11 protein-coding genes and 1 pseudogene are annotated in these 12,665 nt (G+C 66.7%); 3 read left to right on the top strand and 9 right to left on the bottom strand.

Annotated elements, in window-relative coordinates; genetic code table 11:
* Positions 1–261 precede the first annotated feature (261 nt).
* From AB4Y44_RS38255 to AB4Y44_RS38225, 7 genes and pseudogenes are all read right to left on the bottom strand, one after another.
* Positions 262–1,056 carry a class III extradiol ring-cleavage dioxygenase gene (locus tag AB4Y44_RS38255; protein ID WP_342925180.1) on the bottom strand — a complete coding sequence of 265 codons (795 nt, stop codon included), beginning with the start codon at positions 1,054–1,056 and terminating at the stop codon, positions 262–264.
* Positions 1,057–1,207: 151 nt separating this feature from the next.
* Positions 1,208–1,831, bottom strand: a complete 624-nt coding sequence (locus AB4Y44_RS38250; RefSeq protein ID WP_342925179.1) for a UbiX family flavin prenyltransferase — start codon at positions 1,829–1,831, stop codon at positions 1,208–1,210.
* A 145-nt stretch (positions 1,832–1,976) separates the two neighbouring features.
* On the bottom strand, positions 1,977–2,288 hold the full coding sequence (gene grxD, locus AB4Y44_RS38245) for a Grx4 family monothiol glutaredoxin (protein ID WP_028214777.1): 312 nt from the start codon (positions 2,286–2,288) through the stop codon (positions 1,977–1,979).
* Positions 2,289–2,399: 111 nt separating this feature from the next.
* A complete protein-coding gene (prmC, locus tag AB4Y44_RS38240) occupies positions 2,400–3,242 on the bottom strand; it encodes a peptide chain release factor N(5)-glutamine methyltransferase (protein ID WP_368702408.1) in 843 nt (280 codons plus the stop codon).
* Between the two features lie 13 nt (positions 3,243–3,255).
* Complete coding sequence (prfA, locus tag AB4Y44_RS38235; RefSeq protein ID WP_342925177.1) at positions 3,256–4,338, bottom strand: peptide chain release factor 1; 1,083 nt, start codon at positions 4,336–4,338, stop codon at positions 3,256–3,258.
* 219 nt (positions 4,339–4,557) lie between these two features.
* A pseudogene (gene hemA / locus AB4Y44_RS38230) lies at positions 4,558–5,823 on the bottom strand (glutamyl-tRNA reductase); the annotation flags it as partial.
* Positions 5,824–5,850: 27 nt separating this feature from the next.
* On the bottom strand, positions 5,851–6,597 hold the full coding sequence (locus AB4Y44_RS38225; protein ID WP_368702407.1) for a response regulator transcription factor: 747 nt from the start codon (positions 6,595–6,597) through the stop codon (positions 5,851–5,853).
* Positions 6,598–6,792: 195 nt separating this feature from the next.
* Here AB4Y44_RS38225 and AB4Y44_RS38220 point away from each other — a divergent pair, with 195 nt between their 5' ends.
* From AB4Y44_RS38220 to AB4Y44_RS38210, 3 genes are all read left to right on the top strand, one after another.
* Positions 6,793–7,050, top strand: a complete 258-nt coding sequence (locus AB4Y44_RS38220) for a hypothetical protein (protein WP_342925174.1) — start codon at positions 6,793–6,795, stop codon at positions 7,048–7,050.
* Positions 7,051–7,130: 80 nt separating this feature from the next.
* Complete coding sequence (locus tag AB4Y44_RS38215) at positions 7,131–8,945, top strand: aminopeptidase P family protein (RefSeq protein ID WP_368702406.1); 1,815 nt, start codon at positions 7,131–7,133, stop codon at positions 8,943–8,945.
* 54 nt (positions 8,946–8,999) lie between these two features.
* Positions 9,000–9,623, top strand: a complete 624-nt coding sequence (locus tag AB4Y44_RS38210; RefSeq protein WP_342925172.1) for an HAD-IA family hydrolase — start codon at positions 9,000–9,002, stop codon at positions 9,621–9,623.
* A 40-nt stretch (positions 9,624–9,663) separates the two neighbouring features.
* Here the strand turns inward: AB4Y44_RS38210 and AB4Y44_RS38205 are convergent, their stop codons facing one another.
* Together AB4Y44_RS38205 and ettA are read right to left on the bottom strand one after the other, a co-directional pair.
* On the bottom strand, positions 9,664–10,821 hold the full coding sequence (locus tag AB4Y44_RS38205) for a DUF748 domain-containing protein (RefSeq protein WP_368702405.1): 1,158 nt from the start codon (positions 10,819–10,821) through the stop codon (positions 9,664–9,666).
* A gap of 157 nt (positions 10,822–10,978) precedes the next feature.
* Positions 10,979–12,643: an energy-dependent translational throttle protein EttA gene (gene ettA / locus AB4Y44_RS38200; RefSeq protein WP_368702404.1), complete on the bottom strand. Its 1,665-nt coding sequence runs from the start codon at positions 12,641–12,643 to the stop codon at positions 10,979–10,981.
* Positions 12,644–12,665: the final 22 nt, after the last annotated feature.

Genomic DNA, 12,665 nt, shown 5'->3' with positions numbered 1-12,665 from the left:
TACGGCTGGGACATGCTGGTCGTCGCGCTGGTCTCGCTGGTGTTCTATTACTGGGGCGTGAATTCGGGCTACCGCTCGCCGTACCTCGCGGAACGCCAGGAGCACGACGAAGTCCTCGAGGGCATCGGCGCGCACTAAGTGTCGAACCCAGCGTGTCGAACTAATCGATGCGCAATACAAAAAAGCCCGCCTGAAGCGATTCAGGCGGGCTTTTTTGCTGTTGGAGCAAACGCGGAGCCGGCGTGGCGGCTCGCGGCGGCTTTATTGCACGGCGCTGCCGAACACGTAGTTCGTCATCGCGAGCGCGCGCTGGTAGGTGCCTAGCGACTGCACGCCGAGCGTGTAGTCGTCGTCGGCTGCGCCGAGCGCGGCGAAGACGGGCAGCAGGTGCTCGTCGGTGGGGTGCATGAGCACCGCGTGCGGGGCGCGCTGGCGGTAGTCGAGCAACGCGTCGATGTCGCGCGCGGCGAGGTGGTTCTCGAACCATTGCGTGAACTCGGCCACGCGCGGATCGGCATCTTCCGGCCGCGCCGAGAAGTCCGCCTCGCGCAGATTATGGGTGATCTGCCCCGAACCGATCACCATCACGCCTTCGTCGCGCAGCGAGCGCAGCGCACGGCCAAGCGCGAAGTGATGGGCGGCGTCGGCGCGCGGCTGGATCGAAAGCTGGGCGACGGGCACGTCCGCGTCGGGGAACATCAGCAGCATGGGCACCCAAGCGCCATGGTCGAGGCCGTGCGCTTCCTCATCGACAGGAACGCCTTGCTCGCGCAGCAGCGCCGCCGCGCGCTGCGCCATCTCGGGTGCGCCCGGCGCCGGATACTGGATCTCGTAGAGCGCACGCGGAAAGCCGTAGAAGTCGTGGATCGTCTCAGGCTGCGTGGCCGTGCTGACCACGGGGCGCATCGTGCCCCAATGCGCCGAGAGCATGAGCACCGACTGCGGACGCGGCAAATGTTCCGAGAGCACGGTGAAGCCGCCGGAAGGCAGCGACGGGTCGATCGGCAGCGTAGGAGCGCCGTGCGAGAGGAAGAGGCTGGGCGTGCGGGTGGTCATGATCGTGGGCTGACCGCGCCAGGGGCGGTCCGAAAGTATCGTATTGCGATCAATATAAGATCCTACCGTCGCGAATTAAACGGGGGGAAAGGGAATTGATTGTGTCGCCGATATTGATAATCGGCGCAGCGCGCGAGGATGCGTCCGGCGCTTATTCGTCGGTGCCGCGCAGCCCCGGCCAGGCGGGCGAGAGCGCGGGCCCGAGCGCGAACAGGTCGAGCACGCGGGCGACCGTGTGATCGACCATCTCGTCGATCGACGCCGGCTGGTTGTAGAAAGCCGGCAACGGCGGGAAGATCACGCCGCCCATTTCGGTCACGGCCGTCATGTTGCGCAGATGCGCGAGGTTGAACGGCGTTTCGCGCACGAGCAGCACGAGACGGCGGCGTTCCTTGAGCGTGACGTCGGCGGCGCGTGCGATCAGGTTGTCGGAGAGACCGTGGGCGACGCTCGCGAGCGTCTTCATCGAGCAAGGCGCGACGATCATGCCGTCGGTCGCGAACGAGCCCGAAGCGATGGTCGCGCCGACGTCGCGCACGGAATGCACGACATCGGCTCGTGCGTGCAGATCGTCCTTGCTGAGCTGCAGCTCGTGCTGGATGTTGAGCCAGCCCGCGGCCGAAACGAGCAGATGCGTTTCGACGCCGCCTAGCCGCCGCAGCATGTCGAGCATGCGCACGCCATAGATCGCGCCCGTGGCCCCCGTGATCGCGACGATCAGCCGGCGTTGCGGCACTTGTGCGATAGCGGACGAGGCAGGAAGGGCGGTATTCACGTCAGGCGGGAGTCGAAGCGAAGGCGAGGTGGAGGCGGAGACGATGCGTGCAGCGCCTAGTGAAAAAGCGCCGGCGTTGCGTACCGGGCGCTCGGGAGGCAACAGGCGCAACGCCGTGCGCCCGATGCCGCCCCGTGACTGGCGATTACGCCGCGGCGAAGAGCTGCTGCAGCTCGCCGTTCTGGTACATCTCCATCATGATGTCCGAGCCGCCGATGAACTCGCCCTTCACGTAGAGCTGCGGGATGGTCGGCCAGTTCGAGAATTCCTTGATGCCCTGGCGGACTTCGTCGTCCTCGAGCACGTTGACGGTCTTGAACTGATCGACGCCGCAGGCTTTCAGGATCTGCACCGCGCGACCGGAGAAGCCGCACATCGGGAACTGCGCGTTGCCCTTCATGAAGAGGACGACGGCGTTTTCGTCGACGATCTGCTTGATGCGTTGTTGGGTGTCCATGACTGACCTTGCGATTGAATTGATGCTGAATACGTTGGAATGCAGGATGAAATGATAGCGGATTTCGCCCGTGCGAGCCCGGCGTTACCGGGAGCGTGCCTAGTCGGCGGGCTACGGTAGACGGCCCCCGCTGATGCGTTCGATGCCCGCCAGATCGCGCTCGGAGCGCACGTCCCCGAAACCGGCGCTTTCCAGCAACGCCCGGACGGCTGCCGCCTGGTCGTAGCCGTGCTCCATCCAGAGCACGCCGCCCGGCGCGAGCCGGGCCGGTGCGCCCGCGACGATCGCGCGCAGGGCGGTGAGGCCGTCGGCTTCGTCGGTGAGCGCGCCGCGCGGTTCGAAGCGCAGGTCGCCTTGCTCCAGATGCGGATCGCCGCTCGCGATATACGGTGGATTGCTCACGATCGCCTCGAAACGCAGCGCCGCATCGAGCGGGTCGTACCAGCTGCCCGCCACGAACGCGAGCGGGCCGCCGGGACGCTGGGCGTCGAGCAGCTTCGCGGCGTTGCGCGCCGCCACCTCGAGTGCGGCCGCCGAGCGATCGACGGCCCAGACGTGCGCATCGGGGCGTGCCGCGGCGAGCGCCACGGCAATCGCGCCGCTGCCGGTGCCGAGGTCGAGCACGCGCGGCTGTGCGATGCCTTCGAGCGCCGCGAGCGCCGTTTCTACCAGCAGCTCGGTGTCGGGGCGCGGAATCAGCACGTCGGGCGTCACGTCGAAGTCGAGGCCGTAGAACTCGCGCGCGCCCACGAGCTGCGCGATCGGCTCGCCACGCACGCGGCGCGCTTCGAGCGCGCGGTAGGCGTCCACGCGGGCCGCGTCGAGCGCCTGATCGCCGCGCGTGATGAGTTCGGTGCGGCGCCAGCCGAGCACGTGCATCAGCAGAATGCGCGCTTCGAGCGCGGGCAGCGGCGTGGCGCGCAGCAGCGCCTCGGCGGTGACGGCTTCGCTCATGGTTCTTGCGCGCTCAATCGGCGTCGCCGAGCGAGGCGAGCTGCTCGGCCTGATGTTCGGAGACGAGCGCGCCGATCAGTTCGCCGAGGTCGCCGTCCATGATCGCTTCGAGGCGATAGAGCGTGAGATTGATGCGGTGATCGGTGAGCCGCCCCTGCGGGAAGTTGTAGGTGCGAATGCGCTCCGAGCGGTCGCCCGAGCCCACGAGGCTCTTGCGCGTCGCCGCTTCCTTGGCGTGCTGCTCCTGGTACTGCTTGTCCTTGATGCGTGCGGCGAGCACCTTGAGCGCGCGGTCCTTGTTCTTGTGCTGCGAGCGGTCGTCCTGGCACTCCACGACGATGCCGGTCGGCAGGTGCGTCACGCGCACGGCCGAATCGGTCTTGTTGATGTGCTGGCCGCCCGCGCCCGAGGCACGGAAGGTATCGATGCGCAGGTCGGCGGGATTGATCTCCACTTCGCCGATTTCGTCGGCTTCCGGCATCACCGCGACCGTGCACGCCGACGTATGGATGCGGCCCTGCGTTTCGGTGGCGGGCACGCGCTGCACGCGATGGCCGCCCGACTCGAACTTGAGCTTCGAGTACGCCGCTTCGCCCGCAATGCGCACGATCACTTCCTTGTAGCCGCCCAGATCCGACTCGCTCGCCGACATCATCTCGATCTGCCAGCGGTTGCGCTCCGCGTAGCGCAGGTACATGCGCAGCAAGTCGCCCGCGAACAGCGCCGACTCGTCGCCGCCCGTGCCCGCGCGGATTTCGAGGAACACGTTGCGGTCGTCGTTGGGGTCCTTCGGCAGCAGCATCATCTGCAATTCGTGCTGGAGCTGCGCCATGCGCTCGCGCGCGGCCTTCACCTCTTCCTCGGCGAAGTCGCGCATCGAGGCGTCGGAGAGCAGGTCCTTCGCCGCGGCCTCGTCGTCTTTGGCCTGACGCCACTGTCCGTAGTGCTCGACCACGGGCCCCAGCTCCGCATGCTCGCGCGTGAGCTTGCGGTATTGGTCGCGGTTCGAGGTCACGTCGGGACGGCTCAACAGGTCGTTCAGCTCGGCCAGGCGCGTAGTCAGCTGGTCGAGCTTCAATTGCATGCTCGTTTTCATCGGGCGGTGCGGAGCGGGCTCCGGATAGGACTGCGAGAGAGAAGAGGCGGGCGGGCGGCCCGGTCGTGCAGGGCACGCATGGCGCGCGCCCGACCGCGAACGTCGCTAACGGTCCGAGCTACCGGACGAGTTGGACGAATCAGAAGAGCCGGCGGAACGCGGCGAGGTGGTGACGTCCGTTGCGGGCTGTGCGGCGTCGTCTGTCCTGGCCGGCTGGCCATGGCGGTAAAAGCCGCCCATCAGTTCGATGAGCGAATCGCGCTGATCGCCGCTCGACGTGTTGAGCGCCTGCGTCGGGCCGTGGATCAGCTTGTTGGTGAGCGACTGCGAGAGCGCTTCGAGCACGGCCGACGGGTCGTCGCCGCGCGCGAGCATCTTGCGGGCGCGTTCGAGCTCGGCGCGACGCAGCGCGTCGGCCTGGGTGTGCATGTGGCGGATGACCGGCACGATGCTGCGCGAGTCGAGCCACTGCATGAAGTTCGCCACGCGCGACTCGATGATCGTCTCGGCCTGCGCGACGGCGGCCTGGCGCGAGGCATTGCCTTCGCGCACGATCGTGCCGAGATCGTCGACGGTATAGAGGAACACGTCTTCGAGCTGGGCGACTTCGGGCTCGATGTCGCGGGGCACGGCGAGGTCGACCATGAAAATGGGGCGGTGACGGCGCGCCTTCACCGCGCGCTCCACCGCGCCGAGACCGATGATGGGCAGCGTGGACGCCGTGCAAGAGACGATGATGTCGAACTCGTGCATGCGCGCGGGCAGGTCGGAGAGCGCAATGGAGCGGCCGCCGAAGCGTTCCGCAACGTAGCGCCCGCGTTCGGCGGTGCGGTTGGCGACCACGAGTTCGCGCGGCTGCTGCGCGGCGAAGTGCGCGGCGCACAGTTCGATCATCTCGCCCGCGCCGATGAACAGCACGCGCTGGTTGGCGATCTTGTCGAAGATGCGCTGCGCGAGGCGCACGGCGGCGGCGGCCATCGACACCGACTGCGCGCCGATTTCGGTCGTGCTGCGCACTTCCTTCGCCACGGCGAAGGTGCGCTGGAACAACTGGTTCAAATAGGTGCCGAGTGCGCCGGCCTCGGTCGCGGTGCGCACCGCCGTCTTCATCTGGCCGACGATCTGCGTCTCGCCCAGCACCATCGAATCGAGCCCCGAAGCCACCCGGAACGCATGACGCACCGCTTCGGACTGCGGCAGCGTATAGACGTGCGGCGCAAGTTCCTCTTCGCGGATGCCGTGATAGTGCGAGAGCCAGCTCACGGCGGCGTCGCGCGAGCTTTGCGCGTCGGTCGCGCAGTAGAGCTCGGTGCGGTTGCAGGTGGAGAGAATGGCGGCTTCCGGCGCGCTCAGCGAACGCTTGGCGGACCACGCTTCCTTGAACAGGGCGAGCGCGGGCTTGATCTGTTCGAGCGGAAACGCCACGCGTTCGCGCAAGGCGACGGGCGCGGTGTGGTGATTGATTCCGATCGTTAGAAGCTGCATACCATGGGGGCGAGATTTAGGCGGATATTATAACTTTTCCTCGCTTCCGACATTCGCGCCGACAGAGTCCGACACTCCGGCAGGTGATATGGGGAGCCGTTCGAGCTGGTAGCCATAGCCATACAAAGTGGTCAAACGCCAGCCGTGCTCGGGCCCGAGCTGCAATTTGCTGCGCAGCCGGGAGGCGTGCGTGTCGAGCGTGCGCGACCGAACGTCGCGGTTCAGATTCCACACGGTTTCGAGAATGCGCGCCCGTGAAACGGGGCGCGATGCATTGGTGAAGAGCAGCAGCGCGAAACGATATTCCTTGGGCGTGAGCGTGACGGTTTGACCCCGAAACGACACTTCGTAGCGGCCGGAGTCGAAGAGGTAGTCGCCGAAGCCATGACGGGCGCGGTTGCGCGGCCGGCGCACGCCGGCGCGGCGCAGGAGCGCGTCGATGCGCGCGAGCATTTCGGGGCCGCGCACGGGCTTGGCGATGCAGTCGTCCGCGCCGGCCTGCAGGCTCGCCACGATTTCGCTTTCATGGGGCGCGAGCATCAGCGCGATCGCGGGCAGACCCGGCAGCAGCTTGCGCGCCTGGGGGATGAGGTCGTCGGCGCCGGCGTCGCCGCACCACCACGCCGTGATCAGCAGGTCGAAGGTTTCCTCTTCGAGGGTTTCGAAGAGTTGTGCGCCAAGCGGGAAGTGGTGGCACGCGTGCCCGCCCGCTAGGAGCAGGCGGACGAGGGTTTCGGCCTGACGGGTGTCCGGTTCGACAAGGGCGATTCGCATACGAGAGAGTGCGGCTGGGGCGGCCCGGACGCGCTTGCCTTGCGCAATCCCGCCCCCTACACTCAACCGCTACGCGGGAAGCGCCGAGCCGACCGTTTTCCAGTTTTAATAGAGACTAATCAGGCTACAAATGCTAGCTCTCGTGCTTCGGCGGTCCTATCGGACTTATCCGAAAACCTATAGGACAAGTCCTTAATGGGCTGGCCCGGTATCGTCATTCTTGGTCTGGCGGTGGGCTGTGCGGGGTGGTGGCTCCATCCCCTGCGCCGCGCCGCACGTCACGGGCTCGCGCTGGCGGCCGTGGCCGGCGTGCTCGGCGCGGCCCTCGCCAACGCGGCGGGCAGTGCGACCGGCCTTTTCTACGATGGCGAGTTGCTCCAGTGGCCGCTTTGCACGGCGCTCGCGCTCATTTTCGTGGGCGTGTGCGTGGCGCTGCGCGCGCGGCACAGCTAGTTCACGTACAGCCGGTCCTCCCAGACGCAGCCTTTGGCCGAACCCCGATCTTCCGCATCGAATTCTTCGCAGGTGAAAACATGAACGCCCGACTCCCCGAAACTTCCTCGATTCCCGAACGCATTGCCGCCCTGCGCGCCACGATGACGCGCGCCGGCGTGGATGCCGCCCTCGTGCCCTCCGCCGATCCCCATCTGTCCGAATACCTGCCGCGCCGCTGGCAGGGGCGCGAGTGGCTTTCGGGCTTCACCGGCTCGGTGGGCACGCTCGTGGTGACGAAGGACTTCGCGGGCGTGTGGGTGGACAGCCGCTACTGGGTGCAGGCCGAGCAGCAACTGGCCGGCACCGGCATCCAGCTCATGAAGATGATGGGCGGCCAGCAGAGCGCGCCGCACATCGACTGGCTCGCGCAGAACGTGAGTGCGGGCGGCGCGGTGGCCGTGGATGGCGCGGTGCTCGGCGTCGCCTCGGCGCGCGCGCTGGCCGAGGCGCTCAAGGCGCGCGATGTCGCGCTGCGCACGGACCTCGATCTGCTCGACGATGTCTGGCAAGGCCGCCCGTCGCTGCCGCTCGAGCCCGTGTACGAGCACGTCGCGCCGCACGCCGACACGAGCCGCGCCGGCAAGCTCGACCAGGTGCGCCGCGCGATCCAGGAGAAGGGCGCGCAGTGGCATTTCATCTCCACGCTCGACGACCTCGCGTGGCTCTTCAACCTGCGCGGCGCGGACGTGAACTACAACCCGGTGTTCGTCGCGCACGCGTTGATCGGGCCGGACGACGCGACGCTCTTCGTCGCCGGCGGCAAGGTGAGCGAGGCGCTCGTGCAGTCGCTCGCGAAGGACCAGGTGCGCGTCGCGCCGTATGCCGAGGCCGCCGCCGCGCTCGCGGCACTGCCCGCGAAGGCCGCGCTGCTCGTCGATCCGCGTCGCGTGACCTATGGCTTGCTGCAGGCGGTGTCGTCGGCGGTGAAGCTCGTGGAGTCGGTCAATCCGAGCACGTACTTCAAGTCGCGCAAGACCGCCGCCGAAGCCGATCACGTGCGCGCGACCATGGAGCAGGACGGGGCGGCGCTCGCCGAGTTTTTCGCGTGGTTCGAGGCGGCGCTTGGCCGCGAGACCATCACCGAGTTGACCATCGACGAAAAGCTTTCGGCCGCGCGTGCGCGCCGTGCGGGCTTCAAGTCGCTCTCGTTCGCGACCATCGCGGGCTTCAACGCGAACGGCGCGATGCCGCACTACCGCGCCACGCCGGAGTCGCACAGCGTGATCGAAGGCGATGGCCTGCTGCTGATCGACTCGGGCGGCCAGTACCTCGACGGCACCACCGACATCACGCGCGTCGTGCCCGTGGGCACGCCGGGTGCGGAGCAAAAGCGCGATTTCACGCTCGTGCTCAAGGGCATGATGGCGCTCTCGCGCGCGAAGTTCCCGCGCGGCATCCGCTCGCCGATGCTCGACGCCATTGCGCGCGCGCCGATCTGGGAAGCGGGCGCGGACTACGGCCACGGCACGGGCCACGGCGTGGGCTACTTCCTGAATGTGCACGAAGGTCCGCAGGTCATTTCGCACTACGCGCCGGCCGAGCCCTGGACCGCGATGGAAGAAGGCATGATCACCTCGGTCGAGCCGGGCATCTACCGGCCGGGCAAGTGGGGCGTGCGTATCGAGAATCTCGTGCTCAACCAGCGCGCCGAATCCACCGAATTCGGCGAGTTCCTCAGCTTCGAGACGCTCACGCTTTGCCCGATCGACACGCGCTGCATCGATCTCTCGCTCCTGCGTGCCGACGAGCGCGAGTGGCTCAATGCGTACCACCAGACGGTGCGTGTGCGCGTGGCGCCGCACGTGAGCGGCGATGCGCTCGCGTGGCTCGAAAAGCGCACGCAGCCGATCTGATTTCCCCGTCATCCCGATAGCGATCCGATAACGATCAAGCGGAGCGAGAAACGCATGGCGATCAAGGCAGTGGTGTTCGATTTCGGCGGGGTGCTCGTGGACTGGAGTCCCGAGTATCTCTATCGCAAGCTGATTCCCAACGACGACGAGCGCCGCTGGTTTCTCACGCACGTCTGCAAGATGGACTGGGTGGTCCGCCAGGACGGCGGCGAGCCCATTGCCGTGGGCACGGAGGAACTGGTCGCCGCGTTTCCCGAGCATGAAGCGCTTATTCGCGCGTTCTACGAGCGCTGGCACGAGATGATCGGCGGCTTGCTCGCCGGGGGCGTCGCGACGTTCGAGCGTCTGGAGGCGGCGGGCATGCCGATCTTCGGTCTCACGAACTGGTCGGCCGAGACGTTTCCGTGGGCGTGGGAGCGCTTCGGCATCCTGCGGCGCTGCCGCGATATCGTCGTATCGGGCCACGTGAAGCTCGTGAAGCCCGATCCGGCGATCTTCCACGAGATGTTCCGCCGCATCGAGGCACAGTTGCCGGGCGTGAAGCCCGAGGAACTCGTTTTCATCGACGACAACGCGCACAACGCCGCAGCGGCCACGGCGCTCGGCTGGCATGGCGTGCACCACACGAGCAACGCCACCACCGACGCGAAGCTGCGCGAACTCGGCCTGCCGGTCTAACCAGGCTCAACCAGGCAGGCTGAAGCCGGTGCCCCGCGCGCTATTTCGAAGCGGGCGCCGGCGCCACCGGCTGCAGCAGACTGCGCAGCGCGTCGGCGATACCCTTCGCGGTTTGCCCGGCGCCCTTCGCCACCCCTTCCGCGCTCACCCCGAGCGCCTGCGCGAATCCTGCGCGCAACTCCGTCATGAGGTTTTCGTTGAGCTTGAACTTCGGGTCGCGCAGGTTGCCGTCGAGCACGAAATGCAGTGTGATCTCACCCTTGTGCGCCTTCAATGCGGCCACGGCGGCGCGCGTCGGGATTGACAGGAAGGTGTCCACCGCATCGCCGCTTTCCGAGAGTTGCAGATTGTGCAGCGTGACCCTGCCCGGCGCGTGCAGGTGATAGCCGCGCACCGTCGAGGTGAGATCGAGGTCGAGCGTGCCGCCCGTCACGTTGGCCTTCGCGCCGGCCTTTCTGAGCAGATAGGGATCGATCGTGCGCACATCCACGCCGCGCAGCGTCGTGTGGAGTTGCGAGTCCTTGCTCGCGATCTGGATCCAGCCGTCGAACGTGACGCGTCCGGTGTACTCCGGACCGACGACGTTGCCCACGACCGACACGCGCGTCGGCTCGGTCAGCGCCGGCAACTGGATATTGTCGACGCGCGCCTGCGCGCGGTTCACCGTGACGTGCCACGGCGGATTGCTCACCGACCGGTCGTAGAAGTCGAATGTGCCGTTCTCGAAGGCGATATGGTCGATGACCTTTTGCTGCGGCAGACCGCTTCCTCCCTGCGCACCGCCCGAGGGTGTGGCGCTTTGCGCCATCTCTTCGCGCAGATTCGGCAGGAGCAGGATCGAGCCGCTTTCCCGGCGCAGCACCGTCATCGTGAAATCGCTCACGGTGACGTCGCGAATATGCACGCGGTGCGAGATCAGCGCGCGCAGGTCAGGCGTGATCGTGATGCGCGCGGCGCGCAGCGTGTCGGCGGCGGGCCAGTTGGGCGGCGGCTTCAGGCGCACGTCGGTGAGTTCGACCGATGAGAGATTGAACGCCACGTGCACGCTCGCGGCCGTGCCGACCGGCGCGAGCGCGCTCTCTACGTACGCCTTCGCCTCGCGCTGCAGCGCGTAGAGCGCGCCCAGCGCCGCGAGCACGAGCAGCGCGACGACGATCGCCACGATGAGGACAACACGGTTGCGCAGCGGCGTCGCCATACGGAATTCCTCGCGGGAGCTGGGCTTGATCAAGCCCCAAATGAGCCTAAGCGTAGCGGCTTTCGAGCAACCGCCATGCCGCGCGTGCTTGCGGAACCTGTCAGAAACGACAACGGCGGCCCGCGGGCCGCCGTTGTTTGCTGTCGATCCCGCCCGCTCAGCGGCTGATCGGCTTGTAGCGCAGACGCTTCGGACGTGCGGCTTCTTCGCCGAGACGCTTGATCTTGTCGGCCTCGTACTCCTGGTAGTTGCCGTCGAAGAACGTGACCTGCGAGTCGCCTTCGAACGCGAGGATGTGCGTGGCGATACGGTCGAGGAACCAGCGATCGTGCGAAATCACCATCACCGAGCCCGCGAATTCGAGCAGGGCGTCTTCGAGCGCGCGCAGCGTTTCGACGTCCAGATCGTTCGACGGTTCGTCGAGCAGCAGGACGTTGCCGCCCGAGATCAGCGTCTTGGCCAGATGCAGACGGCCACGCTCACCACCCGAGAGATTGCCGACGATCTTCTGCTGATCGCCGCCCTTGAAGTTGAAGCGGCCGATGTACGCGCGCGAAGGCGTTTCGTACTTGCCCACGGTCAGCACGTCCGCGCCGCCCGAGATTTCCTCGAACACGGTCTTGTTGGCGGCCAGCGCGTCGCGGCTTTGGTCGACGTAGGCGAGCTTGACGGTCGGACCCTGGACGATTTCGCCCGAATCCGGCTGCTCCTTGCCCGTGAGCATGCGGAAGAGGGTCGACTTGCCGGCGCCGTTCGGCCCGATGATGCCTACGATCGCGCCCGCGGGAATCTTGAAGCTCAGGTTGTCGATGAGCAGACGGTCGCCATAAGACTTGCTGACGTTCTTGAACTCGATGACTTCGTTGCCCAGACGCTCGCCCGCCGGAATGAAGATTTCCTGCGTTTCGTTGCGCTTCTGGTAATCCGAGCTCGACAGTTCCTCGAAGCGCGCGATACGCGCCTTCGACTTCGCCTGGCGGCCCTTCGGGTTCTGGCGCACCCACTCCAGCTCCTTCTTGATCGCCTTCTGGCGCGCCGATTCCGACGCTTCTTCCTGCTTCAGGCGCTCTTCCTTCTGGTCGAGCCAGCTGGAGTAGTTGCCTTTCCAGGGAATGCCGTGGCCGCGGTCGAGTTCGAGAATCCACTCGGCGGCGTTGTCGAGGAAGTAGCGGTCGTGGGTCACGGCGACCACGGTGCCCGGGAAGCGCGTGAGGAACTGCTCGAGCCACTCGACCGATTCGGCGTCCAGGTGGTTGGTCGGCTCGTCGAGCAGCAGCATGTCGGGTTTTTCGAGCAGCAGCTTGCACAGCGCGACGCGGCGCTTTTCACCGCCCGAGAGGTTGCCGATCCTGGCGTCCCAGGCCGGCAGGCGCAGTGCGTCGGCGGCGATTTCGATCTGCTGTTCCGCGCTGCCGTCGGTCGTCGCGAGGATCGCTTCGTACTTCGCCTGCTCGGCGGCCAGCGCGTCGAAGTCGGCGTCCGGTTCGGCGTAGGCGGCATAGATCTCGTCGAGCTTCTTCTGCGCGTTGAACACGTCGCCCAGACCTTCCTCGACCGCTTCGCGCACGGTCTTTTCCGGATCGAGCTGCGGCTCCTGCGGCAGGTAGCCGATGTTCAGGTTCGGCATCGGCGTGGCTTCGCCTTCGATGTCCTTGTCGACGCCGGCCATGATCTTGATGAGCGTGGACTTGCCCGAGCCGTTCAGGCCGAGCAGGCCGATCTTGGCGCCGGGGAAGAACGACAGCGAGATGTCCTTCAGGATCTGGCGCTTGGGCGGCACGATCTTGCCGACCCGGTTCATGGTAAAGACGTATTGGGCCATGAGAGTGTCTTTTGAAAACGGG

Source organism: Paraburkholderia sp. BR10937, from assembly GCF_040965695.1.
In the GTDB taxonomy this organism is placed as follows: Bacteria; Pseudomonadota; Gammaproteobacteria; order Burkholderiales; family Burkholderiaceae; genus Paraburkholderia.
Note: the sequence above shows the minus strand (reverse complement) of the source record. Positions and strands in the feature narration are given on the sequence as shown.

Coding starts and splice junctions, on each gene's coding strand:
- AB4Y44_RS38255 (WP_342925180.1), bottom strand. CDS start 1,056: ATGACCACCCGCACGCCCAGCCTCTTCCTCTCGCACGGCGCTCCTACG.
- grxD (WP_028214777.1), bottom strand. CDS start 2,288: ATGGACACCCAACAACGCATCAAGCAGATCGTCGACGAAAACGCCGTC.
- prmC (WP_368702408.1), bottom strand. CDS start 3,242: ATGAGCGAAGCCGTCACCGCCGAGGCGCTGCTGCGCGCCACGCCGCTG.
- prfA (WP_342925177.1), bottom strand. CDS start 4,338: ATGAAAACGAGCATGCAATTGAAGCTCGACCAGCTGACTACGCGCCTG.
- AB4Y44_RS38225 (WP_368702407.1), bottom strand. CDS start 6,597: ATGCGAATCGCCCTTGTCGAACCGGACACCCGTCAGGCCGAAACCCTC.
- AB4Y44_RS38220 (WP_342925174.1), top strand. CDS start 6,793: ATGGGCTGGCCCGGTATCGTCATTCTTGGTCTGGCGGTGGGCTGTGCG.
- AB4Y44_RS38215 (WP_368702406.1), top strand. CDS start 7,131: ATGAACGCCCGACTCCCCGAAACTTCCTCGATTCCCGAACGCATTGCC.
- AB4Y44_RS38210 (WP_342925172.1), top strand. CDS start 9,000: ATGGCGATCAAGGCAGTGGTGTTCGATTTCGGCGGGGTGCTCGTGGAC.
- AB4Y44_RS38205 (WP_368702405.1), bottom strand. CDS start 10,821: ATGGCGACGCCGCTGCGCAACCGTGTTGTCCTCATCGTGGCGATCGTC.
- ettA (WP_368702404.1), bottom strand. CDS start 12,643: ATGGCCCAATACGTCTTTACCATGAACCGGGTCGGCAAGATCGTGCCG.